Source organism: Armatimonadota bacterium, from assembly GCA_023511795.1.
GTDB lineage: Bacteria > Armatimonadota > UBA5829 > DTJY01 > DTJY01 > JAIMAU01.
Genome location: JAIMAU010000010.1, coordinates 48,511 through 64,455 on the forward strand (window position 1 = coordinate 48,511; position 15,945 = coordinate 64,455).

A 15,945-nucleotide genomic window follows, 5' to 3' on the forward strand; every position below is an offset into this window, starting at 1 on the left:
AGGCGGTGATATGTCTAAAATAAGGATATTTATTGGCTTCTGGATTGCTCTAATAGTGTTCGGCATTGTTTTCCCAGGAGCCTTCTATTTAATTAGTAAATGGTTAGATAATTTGCTTGGCCTCATGCCATTTCCGCCTGAAAGTGTTAATCAGTTTTTGGCGGCATTCGCTTTGCTGGTGGGCATTTTTTGGGTACTTTGGGCATACTCTTATTTGCACTTTGTTGGTCATGGTTCTCCCATCGAAGCTTTCGGGATTGCTTTGTACCCTACACAAACGCTTGTCACTACTGGTCCATACGCCTACACTCGAAATCCAATGCTTTTGGGCGAGCTTTTCATCTTACTCGGCATTGCCTTTGCGGCTCGCTCTCTTGCAGGGCTGTTGCTCATCCCAGTGCTTGCAGTGGCGGCGGTTGTCTATCTAAAGTTATTTGAGGAACCAGGGCTTGTCCGTCGTTTTGGTGAAGCTTATATAGAATACCGACGTAGGGTTCCTGTTCTTATTCCTAAATTTCGCTAAGCCATCTGGCGGCATCTTTTGCATGATATGTTAGGATAATGTCGGCTCCAGCGCGCTTGATTGAGGTAAGGACTTCCATTACCGTTTTCTGTTCATCCAGCCAACCATTCTGTGCAGCAGCCTTGACCATCGCGTACTCGCCTGAAACATTATATGCCGCAACGGGGATGTTGACTACATCCTTTACTCGCCTTATGATATCCAAGTAAGGAAGGGCAGGCTTCACCATCACTATGTCTGCGCCTTCCTCAATATCTAGCATGACCTCCTTGATTGCCTCGCGGGCGTTCGCAGAATCCATTTGATACGACTTGCGGTCGCCGAACTTTGGTGCGCTTTCTGCCGCCTCGCGGAATGGGCCGTAGAATGCTGATGCATACTTGGCTGAATATGCCATTATCGCAGTGTCTTCGAATCCATTTTCATCGAGTGCCTGCCGAATTGCCGCAACTCTGCCGTCCATCATATCAGATGGTGCCACAATATCGGCTCCGGCTTGTGCATGGGATACGGCAACTTTGGCAAGAAGGGGGAGTGTGAGGTCGTTAATTACTTTTCCATCTCGAACAATGCCACAATGACCATGAGAGGTATACTCACATAGGCAGACATCAGTAATTATGAGGAGATCATTCACAGCCTTCTTGATTGCTTTTATTGCTTTTTGGACAATTCCATCTGGAGCATATGCTTCTGTGGCAATTTCGTTTTTCGACTCTGGAATACCAAACAACAAAATTCCTGGGATGCCAAGAGCGCGAATTTCCTTTGCCTCTTCGACTAATCGGTCGACGGAATAGCGTGCACATCCTGGCATTGGTTCGATTTTCTCGCAAATTTCTTTGCCTGGCACTACAAAGACAGGGTAGATGAAATCATTGACCGAAAGCTCTGTCTCGGAGACTAACCGTCTAATGGCTTCTGAAGTCCTAAGTCGTCTTGGACGAACTTTTATCATTAGCGTCTACCTTCTCTCACCCAACTTTTTTATAAAATTCCTAACAGAGAGGTTCTAATATTTTTATTGCATGTTTGATATCAATGATTTGTTGTTCGCCACTAATTTCTCGCTCTATTGTAAGTGCACCTGAGAATCCAAACGACTTTAGCTTCGGGATGAGCACTGGGAAGTTAACCCTTCCCTGGCCCAAAGGCTTCTCGATGCCGAGTTTTCCTGGGTCGGTGGGATACTCGCCGTCCTTTGCATGGACTCCGCGGATATACGGGCCAAGAACATCAAGTGCGTCAATGGGGTTGGCTTTTCCATACATTAGCAGGTTTGCGGGGTCGAGGTTCACACCGAGGTTGTCTGTTCCAATGTCCTTAATGGCTCGAAGAAGCGTAATAGGCGTTTCTTGCCCAGTCTCAAAACAGAAACATATTCCGGCGCGCTTGCAGTGTTGTGCAACTTCTGACAATGCTTTGATCGTGCCTGCATATAGTGGATCTTTTGGGTTCTCTGGTATGAAGCCTGCATGGGTAGTGATAGAGGAAATTCCCGCTTTAGCGGCGAAGTCAGCAGCTTTCTTCAAGGCATCTACTCGCATGCTTCGATATTCGGGAGGCACTAAGCCTATTGTTGCAGGGCCATCTATGAAGTTCCAAACTGCCGGTCCAGGATATCCTGCCCAAACTGAAGTTACTTCAACGCAGTATTTCTCGCAGGCATTCATAAGTTCCCTCAGAGTGTTATCATTATATATATTAGGGTTCCAACATGATACCTGACAAGTAGGGAGCCCCAAATCATGCACCTTCTTTATCTCGATTTCCGCGCCCTTTGCAAGCCCCACTATCACTCCCAAACGCAATTTGTTGCTCATGAACTTTCCTCCTTCAGTATTCACTAGGCAATTACTTCAATAAATGGGCTTAAGTATCCTTCGCATTTTTAATTTTCTGCTCCGTATTACTGGGAACGCCAAATGATAGAGCAATAATTTTCGTTTGCGTTTTGACACAATTAGGGTATTTTTTCTCTCAAATCCCAGTAAAAGTATGGAAGAACTTTCCTTGGAAGCGGCGACACGAGAAAGGAGTTGGGCTATGACGGCTGTGACTATGCCCCAAGTTCGAGAGGATAGAACCATCCGACTTACCAAGCGGGAGATTGAGGTTCTATCGCTTGTAATCGAGGGGAAGTCGAGCAAAGAGGTGGCGGAGGAGCTGTACGTGAGCAAGCGAACAGTGGACTTTCACCTCGCAAACATCTACGAGAAGTTGCAGGTAAGCAACAGAGTACAAGCCTACCGCAGAGCAACCAGCCTCGGCCTAATACCGCTCGAGCCTGCTGAGGTTAGATCGAAATAATCGCCCGATGCGGTCTAACCTGCTCCAATTGGTGGGGTGGGAGTAATGTGCCGAAATGGCGAGTGTAGCTTTGCCGTGTCGCACTACAAAAGTTAATCTCCTCCGAGGTTACGTCGGAGGAGATTTTCTTTTTGCAACGCTGAAATCACGCTGAATCCTCGCACTTCACAACAAACCGGAGCACTTCAAACATGCATGCGAACAATGCATTTCTTGACCGGTGCGCTTCTCTCTGATATACTTAGCCACAAGAGGCTGATTCCATGAATCGCACGCGGCGGAAAATCCAGAATGATTCCCTAATGCAAGACATCGCCGGCATTGCTTGTATCACCTTCGGCGGTATCCTTTTTGTTGGAATCGTTGCCCCACAGAGCGGTCTACTTGGAGGAGCACTGGGTGTGGGAGCAAGGATGGTCGTCGGCCTTGGCGCATACGTTGTGCCCTTTCTCTTCATTATAGCAGGCGGTGTTCTTGTTACAGGTGCGCCTCGGTCGGCAACAACTACAAGGTTAATTGGCTTCTTTCTTCTTTTTTTGGTATTTGTGACATGGTCGCAATTTGCTCGCACTGCAAGTGTGACGGCGCTATTCTCCCAACCTAGAATTGATCCGCTGGACGTTCAGCTTGGGGGTGGATACCTTGGCCTCGGCATGGGATATCTCCTTGAATTAATACTTGGGCGCATAAGTAGTCACATCTTCCTAACAGCTGTATTGATTATTTCACTTGTGCTGATTACAGGTGTGCCTTTTATGATGTTAGTTGCACTCCCTGTTGCAGGCATACGGCTACTGTTTTCAGGCAGAGGAAAACTGCGAGGGTTCGATGTCCGGCGGCCAGTCGAGCTAGAGCGCAACGGCTCTGAGAAGAAGGAACGTCCCAAAGTACTCACCATTCTTAAAAAGCCGGTGGTCGTCAACGGTGAAAAGTCAGACGTTGTCACAGGTGCGGTCGTTACGGGCAAGATAGACCGCGGCCAGTCTGCGGCTGCTCAGCTACCTCGGGAAAGCAATGCTGAGTTCCAATTGCCGCCCGTTACCTTGTTAAATGAGCCGCCACCGCCGCCAAAACGAATTCAATCCGAGCTTAATTACAAGATTGATGTTATTGAACGCACACTTGAGGAATTCAAAATCGAAGCAGACGTTGTCGAAGTTTGCCACGGCCCTACGGTAACGCGGTATGAGATTCAACTTGCGCCTGGAATTAAGGTCAACAAAATTGTGAGCCTAGCAGATAACCTTGCAATGGCGCTTGCAGCAATTGATGTTCGCGTGGAAGCGCCCATCCCAGGGAAATCAGCGATTGGCGTCGAAGTGCCAAATAGTAATCCTGGTATAGTTACGCTTAGAGAAGTCATAGACAATGAGGAGTTTTGGAATGCGCCCTCAAAGCTGACGTTCGCGTTGGGCAAGGATATTGCCGGCGAACCGAAATTTGCCGATTTAGCTAAGATGCCGCATATGTTGATTGCGGGCGCTACCAATGCTGGAAAAAGTGTATGCCTTAACTCAATGATCGCAAGCTTGCTTTTCCGAGCCACCCCGAAAGAAGTTAAGTTTATACTAATCGACCCAAAGCGAGTTGAACTAAGCTTATTTGATGGAATTCCACATTTGTGCACGCCAGTTGTGAGAGATATTAGGCAGGCGGCGGGGATACTCCGTGCAACCCTTAAAGAAATGGAGCGGAGGTATGACCTCTTTGTTCAAATGGGTACGCGGAACTTTGACGGATACAACGCGAAGGCGAAGCCCGAGGAGCGTCTCCCATATTTGGTTTTAATAATTGACGAGCTTGCCGACCTAATGATGCAGGCTGGCCCGGAAGTAGAGTTTGCGATTTGTCGCCTAGCACAGCTTGCCCGTGCTACTGGTATCCATCTCGTAATAGCTACTCAGCGTCCTTCGGTCGATGTGGTTACCGGCACTATTAAAGCGAATATCTCCTCCAGGGTGGCGTTTGCAGTTAATTCGCAAGTAGATAGTCGCACAATCCTCGATATGGGCGGTGCAGAACGGCTTATTGGTAGGGGCGACATGCTATTCAAGCCTGTTGACGCTGCCAAGCCTGTTAGAATCCAGGGTTGTTTGATTACCGAAAGAGAAATCGAGTCGCTTGTGAAGTTCCTGAAAGACCAGGGGTCGCCAGTATATACAATGGAGCCAGCTCAAATCACCGATGTTGCTGGCGCCGCTGACGATGGAGTAAAAGACGAATTCTACGAACCAGCGGTGCGATTGGTAGTGACCCAAGGCTATGCATCAACATCAATGATCCAAAGGCGTTTCAAGATTGGCTATACCCGTGCTGCAAGGATTGTTGATGCAATGGAAACCCAAGGTATCGTTGGCCCGCCCGATGGCGCTAGGCCAAGGGAAGTGCTAATCACAGCCGAGGACTTAGACCGTGTGCTAGGCGGTGCTACTTTCGGAGAGGAAACGAACAACTTCGACGAAGAGGACAATTAATCTTTAGATAATCAATGGCTAAAATAGGAGTAATAAATCTCGGGTGCCCAAAGAACCGTGTTGACGCTGAGGAAATACTTGGGGAAGCTGATAAGGCGGGCTACGAAATTGAGAACGACCCGTCGCGGGCAGACGTCCTCATTGTAAATACTTGCGGTTTCATTGAGAGTGCGAAGGAGGAGTCCATCGCAGCAGTTCTAGACGCCGTTCGTTGGAAGGCAAAAGGTGCTTGCCGTTCTGTAATAGTCACTGGATGCCTTGCACAGCGGTATGGCGATGATCTTGCCAAAGAACTACCCGACGTTGATGCTGTTATTGGCTTGGGTAGGTCAAGCAAGTTTGGTGAGATAATAAAGCAAATTCTCGAAGGCGAACGCGTCGTCGAAGTCCGGGAACCTGGCAAATGGTGGACGGTACCAAGATGTCGCATGCTTTCGACGCCGCCGTGGACTGCATATTTAAGAATCGCCGATGGCTGTGACAACAGATGCTCATACTGCGCGATTCCAAATATCAGGGGCAACTTTGCAAGTAGGGCCGAAGACGATATCCTTGCCGAAGCTGAAGGGCTCGCCAAGCTTGGTGTGAAGGAGCTTAATTTAGTAGGGCAAGACATTACCAAATATGGTTTCGACACCAATAACGAGTTCCGTTTGGCAAAGCTTATTGAAAAGCTCGCTAGGCTAAATGGTATTCGATGGATTCGCTTGCTCTACTGCTATCCGACGAGGATTACAGACGAGCTGATAAGAACAATTGCTCAGAATGAGAAAGTCTGCAAATACTTGGACGTACCGCTTCAACACTGCTCAGACCGAATCCTTAGAGCAATGGGCCGCCAAGGAACCGGGGATTCATATCGAAGGTTATTTGAGCGCATCCGTGGCGTATGTCCGGAGATTGCACTAAGGACGACTTTCATTGTTGGTTTCCCTGGCGAAACCGATGAGGATTTCGAAGAATTGCTTGCGTTCGTGCAAGATATAAGGTTTGACCGGCTAGGAGCATTCGTTTACTCACCTGAGGATGGCACGCCTGCTGCAAGTTTTGACAAGCAAGTAGACAGAAAAACTGCTAACAATCGACTTCATAAGTTGATGTCGTTGCAGAAGGAAATATCGAAAGAAAAGCACCAAATGCTCGTGGGGACAACGCTTGAAGTGTTAGTTGAGGAGAATGACGGTCGGCTGGCAGTGGGGCGCTCCTATCGTGATGCGCCTGAAATAGATGGAGTTGTTTATATAGAGGATTGCTTGGAAAAGCCTGGGCAATTTATTCAGGTAGAAGTTATCGAAGGCAGTGAGTATGACCTATTTTCGCGTCCAATCAAAGCAAGCAAGAGGAGAAAACATAATATGGAGGTACTGAATTGAATAACGCGACTATTGAGAACCAAATAGAACGGGATGCAATGCGTCTTCTTGAAGACCAGGTTTATATGGTTTTGCTTGGTTACAAGGAGCCAGTGAGATCTGCTGACATCGCAGGTGCACTTGACAATAAATATTCAGCAAAATTAATCAGGCATGTGTTGGCTGCAAGCCCGAGATTTGCCCAAATCGAGCGCAAGTGGGATCTTGAGGTGCGCTATGAGGATAAACAGCGGCCGATGGAGCGCGTGCTGCGCGAAATAATCTCTTGGTGCGGGCGCCCAATGTCAATTCAAAATATCGCCAATGAGCTTTCGCAAGTTTACGAGCGTCCTGCTGACTATTATGAGTTGCTATTACCAAGATTACTCGATAACGAAGAAAAATATTTTAAAACGGAAGACGGCTTATATGGGCTTAGTGAATGGTTATTTAAAATAACCTCCGAGCTTGAAGAAGATATTGTCTTTGATAACGAGTTAAGCGAGGATGAAATTCATTCTCTCGAAAAAGTAGCAGCAAAAGTTGAGTGGACCGATGAAGACATTGCACCGCAAGTTGCAAAGTTCATAGATAACATAAAGGTGCCAGTCAGCAATAAGCTTATCTCATTGTTCCGTTGGCGTGCGATTGGTGAGGACCTAAACCCAGCCGAGTTCTACAATGAACTATGGAAAAGTGACATGCTTATTTGGATGTCTGATGGGCGCTGGGCAACTAAGAAGATTACCGAAGGCTTTGAGAAAATGCTCCGCGATCTTGCTGAAAAGCTTGAGGAGGAAATAATTGAGGAAGCGCCGCCTGAGGTAGTGGAGCGTGCTGAAATTGAAGAGGAAGTTCCACCAGTGCTCACGCTGACTATTTCGGAGAGAGATCTCGATGAGGTGGCAGAAATTGTATCAGCTGAAGGAGAGGCTAGAATACAAACAATCCTTGAGAAAATATTTGAAATCTCGCCGCGCGACCGCGAGTATGCAATAGCCGCTGAGGGATTGAGTGATGCTATGCGTGCTGACCCTCGATTTGCATGGATTGGCGGCGAGCGCTGGCGGATGGCGGATACGATTCCTGAATATGTCAAAATTGTTCCACCTGAGTTAGTAATCCCGAAGTACTCGTTCGAAACATCAAGCGGCGAAAAGATTGATGTGGAGTTGGACGATGAGGGTCTGGAAGGAACGCTTGCAACCGAAATCAGAAACCCGCTAGTACAGGATGTTGGCGACGAAGAGGAGATTACCGAACAAGATAAGCTTCCCGTCATGGATTCAGCTAGGTGTGTGCTTAAATATCATCACCAAAAACTTGGAACGTTCCCACTGTGCCAGATTCCGAAGACCTTTTTCCCTTTGGGACCGAGATTGATACAGGTAACGCTTTGTAATGAAGACAAGCGGGCGGATATATGGGTGAACCGCGAGACAAGCCTTATCTACGAAATGGCTCCGTGGTATACCGAGGATATGCCCGAATCTGGCGCAGTGTTTGAGTTGATTAGGACTGATAAACCCGATGAGTTTAAATATGTGTATGAAGGTAAAACTGACCCCCTAGTGCATATCCCTTCAAACCGTGTTGCCGAGCTTCTTAGATTGAGGCAGGAGGTTGAGGCCGAGCCGGTCTCTACGTTCGAGATTATGTGCCGCATCATGCCTGCACATAGGAAAGGCATAGAGTTTGTTACTCTGTTTACAGAGGTAAATTTAGTGCGGCGGGCAACACGCCGGTTGGTGGCAAGCATTCTAAGTTCATATTATGCTTTCTACCAGAAGCCTAATTCGGCGCTCTGGCACTTTGATGAGAAAAAGGTTGACCAGGGCTTTAAAAAGGCCAAAAGGAAGTACGTGCGAAAGGAAGATTGATGAAAGAAGTTAAAGTAAGGTTCCCACCAAGTCCAACAGGTTTTGTTCACATTGGGAATATTCGTACGGCGCTCTTTAACTGGCTTTTTGCTAGGCATAGTGGCGGTAAGTTTGTGCTTCGTATTGAAGATACGGACAGGGCCAGGTTGGTTCCTGGTGCTGAGGAAGAGATTTTCGAGAGCCTAAGATGGATTGGCTTGGTGTGGGATGAGGGGCCGATAGTCGGAGGAGCCTATGGGCCCTATGTACAGTCTGAGCGATTGGAGATTTACAAAAGGTATGCCGAAGAACTGCTTGAGAAAGGTGCTGCTTATTACTGCTTTTGTACGCCGGAACGATTGGAACAGATGCGAAGAGAACAAGAAGCTCGTAAAGAGCCTACTGGATATGACCGCACTTGTGCTGCCTTTACTGCTGATGAGGTTAGGGCAAGATTGGAAAAGGGAATCCCGGCAGTTATTCGCTTCAGAGTTCCCGACACAGGACAGACAACCATCCAAGATTTGGTTAGGGGTGAAATCACCTTCGAGAACCGCTTGCTGGATGATTTTGTGATTATAAAGTCCGATGGATATCCTACTTACCACTTTGCTAGTGTGGTAGATGACCATGAAATGCGCATTACCCATGTTATTCGCGGCGAGGAATGGATATCAAGTACGCCAAAGCATGTGCTTATGTATCAAGCTTTTGGGTGGGAGCCACCGCAATTCGCACATACAACTTCAATTCTTGGGCCAGACCGCACAAGGTTAAGCAAACGTCATGGAGCAATGCGTTTCCTGGAATATAGGGAGAAAGGCTTCCTCCCTGAGGCTATGGTGAACTATATGGCACTTCTGGGGTGGTCTTCGGGTGAGGATCGTGATCTTTATACGATTTCGGAGCTAATTGAGCGCTTTAGCATCGAGGGAATTGTTAGAAACCCAGCAATCTTCGACATCCAGAAGCTTGAATGGATGAACGGTGAGTATATACGTAAGGCAGACCTAGGCCGTATTGCAGACCTTTGCATTCCATTTCTGCGTCAGGCAGGCTTTTTCCCGGAAAATCCTACGGTGGAGGATGGGGCATACTTGCGCGAAGTCGTTAATCTTGTGCGCGACCGACTTAAATATTTGGCTCAAATTGTCGAATTTGCTGACTTTTTCTTTATAAGCGAGCTAAGCTACGAAGAAAAAGGCGTTGAAAAATGGTTGCGGCAAGATTACGTAAAAGAACTACTCTGCAAAATGCTTCCCGCAATACGTGAGATACCAAAATGGACGGCCGAATCGATAGAAGAAACAGCGCGAAAGGTCGGGGAAGAGATGGGTCTGTCTGGTGGTGCGGTAATCCATCCGCTTCGCATGGCTGTCACAGGACGCACAGCGGGCCCTAGCCTTTTTGAAACAATGCGTGTTCTAGGTCGAGAAAGGGTTATAAGTCGTTTAAGCCAGACTCTAGACTTGTTAACTAGAAATCGGCTCTAAAAAGTTTCGCGACTTTTGAGGCGTTGAAAAGTAAAGCACAGTAATAGAGGGAAAAATTCAAAAGGTTCGCGATACCTAGCTTGATTTGGTTTGCTGCTCCATTTCGAGGATTCAGTGTTTGAACCATCTTACAAGGAACTCCAAAGAACTGGTGAGCTGCATGAGCGAGTTGAAGCCGCATACAGGCTCATGACACCTGCATGCGAGCTCTGCCCGCGATGCTGTGGAATCGACCGCCTTGCAGGTCAAATAGGCGTTTGCCGAACCGGAAAGAATCCGGTTGTTTCAAGTTATGGGCCGCATTTTGGGGAGGAACCACCACTTGTAGGTTATAACGGCTCGGGCACGATTTTCTTTGGAAACTGCAACTTACTTTGCATTTTTTGCCAGAATTATGAAATAAGCCAGGGAGGCGTTGGACACGAGGTTAGTATAGAGAAGCTTGCGGAAATAATGCTGAGTTTAGCTCGCCAAGGTTGCCATAACATCAACCTTGTTACTCCAACGCATCAGGTGCCGCAAATACTTTCTGCGTTGGAAATAGCAGCTGAGATGGGTTTGGACATCCCATTAGTATACAACTGCGGCGGATACGAACCAGTAAAGCTTCTAGCCATCCTTGACGGCATTATTGATATATACATGCCAGATGCAAAATATGGAAGCAACGAAAAAGGTCGCATCTTCTCAGGTGTGCCTGATTATTGGGACCGAAACCGAGAAGCACTGAGGGAGATGCATCGCCAGGTGGGTGATTTGGTGGTTGATGACCGGGGAATCGCACTCCATGGGCTGATTGTTAGACACCTCGTTTTACCGAATAACATGGCAGATACCCAGAATGTGCTTCATTTTATTGCAAATGAGATAAGCCGCGACACCTATATAAATATCATGGACCAGTACAGGCCGTTGGCAAAAGCTATTGGTCATCCCACTATAGGAAGGAGAATAACCTCTGAGGAATACCGAGAAGCCCTTCGAATTGCTCGTGCCGAGGGTCTATGGCGTTTTGCTGAATGATATTTACATTCGTTCGGAGCTGAGGTAGTTGGGCTAACAACGTTTAAGCTTGGCTTCTACCAATACTCCGGCCCTAGAATGCGAATTGTCCTTGGGTATGGTTCCCAAAGTACCCCTGCTCCAAAGAGCGGTACCACATATCTCGGCGGAATGTAGGTTATCCCACCGTATACATAAGAAGAAATTGGCAGGCAAATTGGCACGCCATTCAGTAGTGCTCTCTGAGTTCCCGCAAATATCTCCAGTGTGACGCCAGGCTGTCGGAAAATCACCGAGCGGGGTGTCCATGCTATGTTAGCCCCTAGCGCATCGAATACTGGTCTTGCTGGCAGAAGCACAGTATCTCCAATCATATACGGTATTACCGGTTCTGGAAGCGGTTGTCCGTTAATAATCGGTTGCAAAGGTTTTCCTGGGCGTGGCACAATAGCTTCAGTATGAGATTTACACCCTATGACATTTACTGTTATGGGAGCAATCTGTGGTTTGCCAATTGGTTTGCCGCCTTTCAACAAGGCTGGTGTTAATGTGTGACTGCCTTTGTCGATTATCGTTAAAAGACCGGTGACGGTGATTGAATCGCCAGGCTCAAGCGTTCCGCGAAATCCCCATCTATAAGGATATCCGTCATTTCCGCCGTTTAAAGAAACGCCGACCATATACCGACCTGGTTGGGCTTCGTAGCCAAGATCTCCAAATGTCTTTTGCGATGTATATGTCATGCCTGAGAACGGTCGTTGAGAAGAAATTGGCGTTGATGTGTTGTTTTTGACACTAAACACAATCCTGATTGGTCGGCATTGTTCGGTGATAGTTGGCAGAACCATGAATCCTGTCAGTGCTACGGTATTTCCCGTTAGCAATGTGTTTTGTACCAACCCAGCTGGGCTGGCAGCAAATGGCGCGGTGAAAAGTAGCATGAGTATCGAGGCAATTACTATTGACTTTTTCATTGCCATCCTCTATCGCCTCACATTTGTTCCCAATTTTGTATATTCCTTTCCTTAAAGAAGATGAAACAAGATAAGGGGCAGACTTTAAAAGGGAGTGTTGCAGCAGGTTTTGTGTGCTGAGCTCTTAAATTTGCAAATGAAGGTCACGCCTGGCGTGGATGTGATGCTTACTCGAACAATCTTTGATCATTTGCTTCAGCTTTTATTAAAAGCTTAAGTATTATTCAGTTAACCCGATTGGTTTTCTTGCATACTGCTCGGTCGCCAGCAACCAGCTTTGATTCATCGGCATAGAAATAAATGAGGACTATTTTTATGATTACCGCCAAAGGAATTGCTACGAGGGCGCCTACAATCCCAGCTAGACTGCCGCCGATAAGAACCGATAATGCGACTGTTACTGGCTCCAACCCGACTGCTTTCGCCATTACCAATGGGGCTAAAAGCACATTCTCGACGACCTGCACCAATATTGTAACACCAGCGGCTTTTAAAGCGAGCACTGGGTTTATCAATACTGCGACAATAGCGACGATAATGGTTGTCAACACAGGCCCGAAGGTTGGCACTATTTCCAAGAGCCCGGCCACCACGGCAAAGACAGCCGGATATGGCATTCCTACGAGGTAGAGGCCAATTCCAGTTATCAAGCCGACAGTAAGCATTAGAAAAATTTCGCCTTTGAGAAAGCTGCGAAAAGCTTGTCCGGCACAAGTTAATAAGTCATCAATGCTTTCCTGGTGTTGTCGCGGCGTAATGGCGAGAATCATTCGTCTGTATCCATTTGCGTTTAGTAGCATGAAAAAGGTAAGTAATGGAATAAAAATCAAGGCAAAGAAACCGCCGAACAAAGCCGAAACAACCGGCAGAGTCAGGCTTGTCAATTTAATTGCTGCTGTTTGGAGTTCGGTGAGCCCTTTGTCGACCAATCTCCGCCATTGTCCAGGAAGCGCAAAGTATCGCTCTTGAAGATTGTTTAAGATGTCGCGTGCTCTGGAGAGATAATGAGGTATAGAGTCAATAAATTGCTGAAACTGGTCGCTCACAACGGGGGCTAGCAGACCTGTAAGCACGATGATAATAATGACGATTAGTAGATAGACGGTGAGGATTGCGAAGATTTTTGGGAGTTTTTTTTCCAGCAGACCAACGAATGGGGCGACGACAAAGGCAAGCAAAGCAGCAAGAACAAAAATGACGAGAACATTCCAAAAAAAATAGAGCAGGGCAATGCTTGTTGCAATCAAAATTAGCGGTGTCCAGGATCTTGCGTATTCGGTTTGTAATTTTAGCATTCGGGCATCATCCTTCTTTTTGTTTAGTTCGCTCTACGTATACGGAAGCTACTTCTGCTCCTAAGATCCCTATTAAAGATGTATAGTATATCCACAAAACTAGAATAACAACACCTCCAAGTGTGCCGTAAACAGCATTGAAGTTGGCAATGTTTGTGACGTACCACTGGAAACCGTGCTTGGCAATCTCAAACAAGATACCAGCTGTTAATCCCCCTAATATTGGCCCGCGAAGGCCAACATCTGCCAATGGAAGGTATTTATAAATTAAAGTAAATGCTATAACCGAAATGACAAAAGGAACAAGTATTCCAAGAAACACATTCCATACAAGTTGAAAATCCGCAAGCTCTTTCCCTAGTACCTTAATGCCAAATCCTCGGATGATGTCTGCTAATGAGGACATGCCCACAGAAAGTATAAAAAGAATACCTATTATGATTACCATAGCCAAAGCAGTAGCCCTTGCGCGAAGAAACCCGATGCGCTCTGCACTGCCCAATGCTATGTTAATCGCATGTTGCAGGATGACAAACACCTGACTTCCTGTCCACAGTAAGGCTAAAACTCCTATGCCACCAAGAATGCTTGATTGTTTGCTAAGAAGAACTAGATTTCGCTCTAGTTCCTCGCGGCCGACGGGTATGAAATTCCTTACAAAAGTTATAACCTGGTGCCTTGTTGATTCCGAACCTAAGATATGACCTAAAACTGCAATTCCTAGTAGGAGCAGCGGTATAATCGAGATTAGCCCATAAAAGGCAATCGCTGCCGCGAATAATGATCCCCTATCTTTGCTGAACTTGCCCATGACCTCTTTGGCGAAGCCATGTGTCTGCTTAAGCAGTTTGACCATTCTGCTTTCCATTCCAGTTGCCATTGCCAATTCTACCCTTTTGGCAATATTCCTTTAGGCTATATTACTGGCCATGGGGTTGATTTACCTTCTTACAGCTATCTTCCTGGTTGTTTCCTAACTGTTACAGTGTATGCCGCTGCTTCCTCGCCTTTCTCATTTAGCACACTGGCTGTAATTGTATAGACTAGCGGATGTTCTGGAAGTCGGTAAAAACTTGATAGTTGCCCATAATCCCAGCCTTTGTCGAAAGGTATATTTTCCTCGGCGCCTTCCCATGGCACAGTAATTGGCAATGGAGAGGTTCTAAAGCGGCCATCAGCGTCTGCAACCACGTCTTCTACGGCAGTAATACCTTGAAGAGGGAGACTGCCTAAGAGGTTTTGGTAGTAGCCGACTGTAACCCTAACTATCGCTCCGGGTTGGGCAAACCCCTCGACCACTAATGGACTTCTGACTTGCTGCCCTTGGCTAGGATAAGTTATCCTCGGGAGGTAGCCTCCAGAGGTAACAATGCTAATCGGGCGCCTCGAAGTTACGCTATATGAGCGGCCTTGCGGGTCGATGAATCTAACGGTGACTTTGGCTCCTTGGAGTACATCCCCTTGTTTGACATTATATTCGCCGGCATATACGCCCGGAGAAGTCTCGGTCATGGGTACGTTTTCTGCAAGCCCAGGAATCGTATAAGTCGCAGTACCTCCTGGGTATGCTAGGAAAGTAATCACAAGTGTGTCGCCTTCTTTAAGTGGTCCTGTTGTATTAAGACTTAGTGCTGCCTCGCTGTTTGGATTTGGTGGTTCAGGTTGGGAGACAACTCGAATTGCTAGCGCTTCATTGCTACCTGGGATGATGCTCGCAATGATCAAATCTCCCAAGCGAAGGTCTGAAAGTTCGCCTGTGATGTCTTCAGGTAGCAGAATTTGTGTATCTTCAGAAATGGCGAGCGTTCTGCCGGTATCGAGCATTATACTAGACGTGCCGATTGATTGTACTCTTCCACGAATTTCTTGATATTTTGCCCGAATGCTTCTAACAACTTTTCTTTCATCAAGGGTAAGTACAACTTGATCGCCTGGTCTAATCTCCCCAAGCGTTACCTCTATGCCCCGCTGGCCGAGTGCTCCACGCACAATGACGGCATTGCGGGCAACCGTGAATGTTACATTGCGCCCTTGAGTTCTTATAGTTATTCTAGGGTTGCCTGGAGATGGTATAACTCGAATGGCGGTTCCTCGCACGGTTTGCATCCCAGGTTGAGGTTTGGCAGACGGAGGTTGAGCTACTCCAGGTGGGGGATATAATATTCGAGGTGGTGCATATCTCCCCGGGAAAACAGGCTCGAGCCTAATCCTTTGTTGAACGGGGTCCCATATCACTGCAGTTTGGAACATATCTGTGAAAAATAATATTGGGGCAAAAGCATAGCCACCGAACAAAATCGGTGGTCTGGCAAATAGCACCTTCTTGCCCAGTACCAAACCATCCCGCCGTCCAATTCGGAGAGTGCTCTTTCCCTTATCGGATGTCACGGTTAGAATTTTATTATAAGAATCCCATGCTATGTCTCCCCCTAGAATGTCAACAAGCGGTCGGATTGGCACAAGCGTTTCTCCCGAGACTATCACCGGTGCTATTTGGGTATTGCTCACAAGCTGGTCTCCTAAATATACCTGAACACTTTGCACAGCGCTGGGAGACAGTATAGCTAATGTAGTAAATAAAACAATTTGCAGCAAGATTCTTTTTGCCACCATTGCAACTACCTCCTTATGTCAATCCCTTATTGACTGCATAGACCTTTGAT

Annotated in this window: 13 protein-coding genes; 7 read left to right on the plus strand and 6 right to left on the minus strand. The window is 47.0% G+C overall.

What is annotated here, in order from left to right; translation table 11 throughout:
- Positions 1–10 precede the first annotated feature (10 nt).
- Positions 11–523 (plus strand): isoprenylcysteine carboxylmethyltransferase family protein, encoded by a 513-nt coding sequence (locus K6T99_09430; GenBank protein ID MCL6520044.1) that lies wholly within the window; start codon positions 11–13, stop codon positions 521–523.
- On the opposite strand, the gene hemB is transcribed toward K6T99_09430, so the two are convergent.
- Entirely contained in the window at positions 510–1,481 is a 972-nt protein-coding gene (gene hemB / locus K6T99_09435; protein ID MCL6520045.1) for a porphobilinogen synthase, read from the minus strand. The genes K6T99_09430 and hemB overlap by 14 nt on opposite strands.
- A gap of 40 nt (positions 1,482–1,521) precedes the next feature.
- Entirely contained in the window at positions 1,522–2,334 is an 813-nt protein-coding gene (locus K6T99_09440) for a sugar phosphate isomerase/epimerase (GenBank protein ID MCL6520046.1), read from the minus strand.
- A 235-nt stretch (positions 2,335–2,569) separates the two neighbouring features.
- On the opposite strand from K6T99_09440, the gene K6T99_09445 reads away from it, so the two are divergent.
- The 6 genes from K6T99_09445 (at position 2,570) to K6T99_09470 (ending at position 11,034) form a co-directional block, all read left to right on the plus strand.
- A complete protein-coding gene (locus K6T99_09445; protein MCL6520047.1) occupies positions 2,570–2,833 on the plus strand; it encodes a LuxR C-terminal-related transcriptional regulator in 264 nt (87 codons plus the stop codon).
- A 263-nt stretch (positions 2,834–3,096) separates the two neighbouring features.
- The gene (locus K6T99_09450; protein MCL6520048.1) at positions 3,097–5,307 is read left to right on the plus strand and encodes a DNA translocase FtsK; all 2,211 of its coding nucleotides are present in this window, start codon (positions 3,097–3,099) and stop codon (positions 5,305–5,307) included.
- Positions 5,308–5,321: 14 nt separating this feature from the next.
- A complete protein-coding gene (gene rimO / locus K6T99_09455; protein MCL6520049.1) occupies positions 5,322–6,680 on the plus strand; it encodes a 30S ribosomal protein S12 methylthiotransferase RimO in 1,359 nt (452 codons plus the stop codon).
- On the plus strand, positions 6,677–8,539 hold the full coding sequence (locus K6T99_09460) for a hypothetical protein (GenBank protein ID MCL6520050.1): 1,863 nt from the start codon (positions 6,677–6,679) through the stop codon (positions 8,537–8,539). Before rimO ends, K6T99_09460 begins: the two co-directional genes overlap by 4 nt.
- Positions 8,539–10,011: a glutamate--tRNA ligase gene (gene gltX / locus K6T99_09465; protein MCL6520051.1), complete on the plus strand. Its 1,473-nt coding sequence runs from the start codon at positions 8,539–8,541 to the stop codon at positions 10,009–10,011. Before K6T99_09460 ends, gltX begins: the two co-directional genes overlap by 1 nt.
- Before the next feature lie 189 nt (positions 10,012–10,200).
- On the plus strand, positions 10,201–11,034 hold the full coding sequence (locus tag K6T99_09470) for a radical SAM protein (protein MCL6520052.1): 834 nt from the start codon (positions 10,201–10,203) through the stop codon (positions 11,032–11,034).
- Between the two features lie 56 nt (positions 11,035–11,090).
- Here K6T99_09470 and K6T99_09475 read toward each other — a convergent pair whose 3' ends face one another.
- The 4 genes from K6T99_09475 to K6T99_09490 all read right to left on the minus strand — a co-directional run bounded on the left by K6T99_09475 (position 11,091) and on the right by K6T99_09490 (position 15,895).
- Positions 11,091–11,987 (minus strand): copper amine oxidase N-terminal domain-containing protein, encoded by an 897-nt coding sequence (locus K6T99_09475; GenBank protein ID MCL6520053.1) that lies wholly within the window; start codon positions 11,985–11,987, stop codon positions 11,091–11,093.
- 224 nt (positions 11,988–12,211) lie between these two features.
- A complete protein-coding gene (locus K6T99_09480) occupies positions 12,212–13,282 on the minus strand; it encodes an AI-2E family transporter (GenBank protein MCL6520054.1) in 1,071 nt (356 codons plus the stop codon).
- A 7-nt stretch (positions 13,283–13,289) separates the two neighbouring features.
- Positions 13,290–14,162 (minus strand): YihY/virulence factor BrkB family protein, encoded by an 873-nt coding sequence (locus K6T99_09485; GenBank protein ID MCL6520055.1) that lies wholly within the window; start codon positions 14,160–14,162, stop codon positions 13,290–13,292.
- 74 nt (positions 14,163–14,236) lie between these two features.
- Positions 14,237–15,895, minus strand: coding sequence for a copper amine oxidase N-terminal domain-containing protein (locus tag K6T99_09490; protein MCL6520056.1), 1,659 nt, complete (start codon positions 15,893–15,895; stop codon positions 14,237–14,239).
- Positions 15,896–15,945: the final 50 nt, after the last annotated feature.

Bases quoted from the DNA above. Each gene is read 5' to 3' on its own strand.
- K6T99_09430 (MCL6520044.1), top strand. From the start codon at position 11: ATGTCTAAAATAAGGATATTTATTGGCTTCTGGATTGCTCTAATAGTG.
- hemB (MCL6520045.1), bottom strand. From the start codon at position 1,481: ATGATAAAAGTTCGTCCAAGACGACTTAGGACTTCAGAAGCCATTAGA.
- K6T99_09445 (MCL6520047.1), top strand. From the start codon at position 2,570: ATGACGGCTGTGACTATGCCCCAAGTTCGAGAGGATAGAACCATCCGA.
- K6T99_09450 (MCL6520048.1), top strand. From the start codon at position 3,097: ATGAATCGCACGCGGCGGAAAATCCAGAATGATTCCCTAATGCAAGAC.
- rimO (MCL6520049.1), top strand. From the start codon at position 5,322: ATGGCTAAAATAGGAGTAATAAATCTCGGGTGCCCAAAGAACCGTGTT.
- gltX (MCL6520051.1), top strand. From the start codon at position 8,539: ATGAAAGAAGTTAAAGTAAGGTTCCCACCAAGTCCAACAGGTTTTGTT.
- K6T99_09470 (MCL6520052.1), top strand. From the start codon at position 10,201: ATGACACCTGCATGCGAGCTCTGCCCGCGATGCTGTGGAATCGACCGC.
- K6T99_09475 (MCL6520053.1), bottom strand. From the start codon at position 11,987: ATGAAAAAGTCAATAGTAATTGCCTCGATACTCATGCTACTTTTCACC.
- K6T99_09480 (MCL6520054.1), bottom strand. From the start codon at position 13,282: ATGCTAAAATTACAAACCGAATACGCAAGATCCTGGACACCGCTAATT.
- K6T99_09485 (MCL6520055.1), bottom strand. From the start codon at position 14,162: ATGGCAACTGGAATGGAAAGCAGAATGGTCAAACTGCTTAAGCAGACA.
- K6T99_09490 (MCL6520056.1), bottom strand. From the start codon at position 15,895: ATGGTGGCAAAAAGAATCTTGCTGCAAATTGTTTTATTTACTACATTA.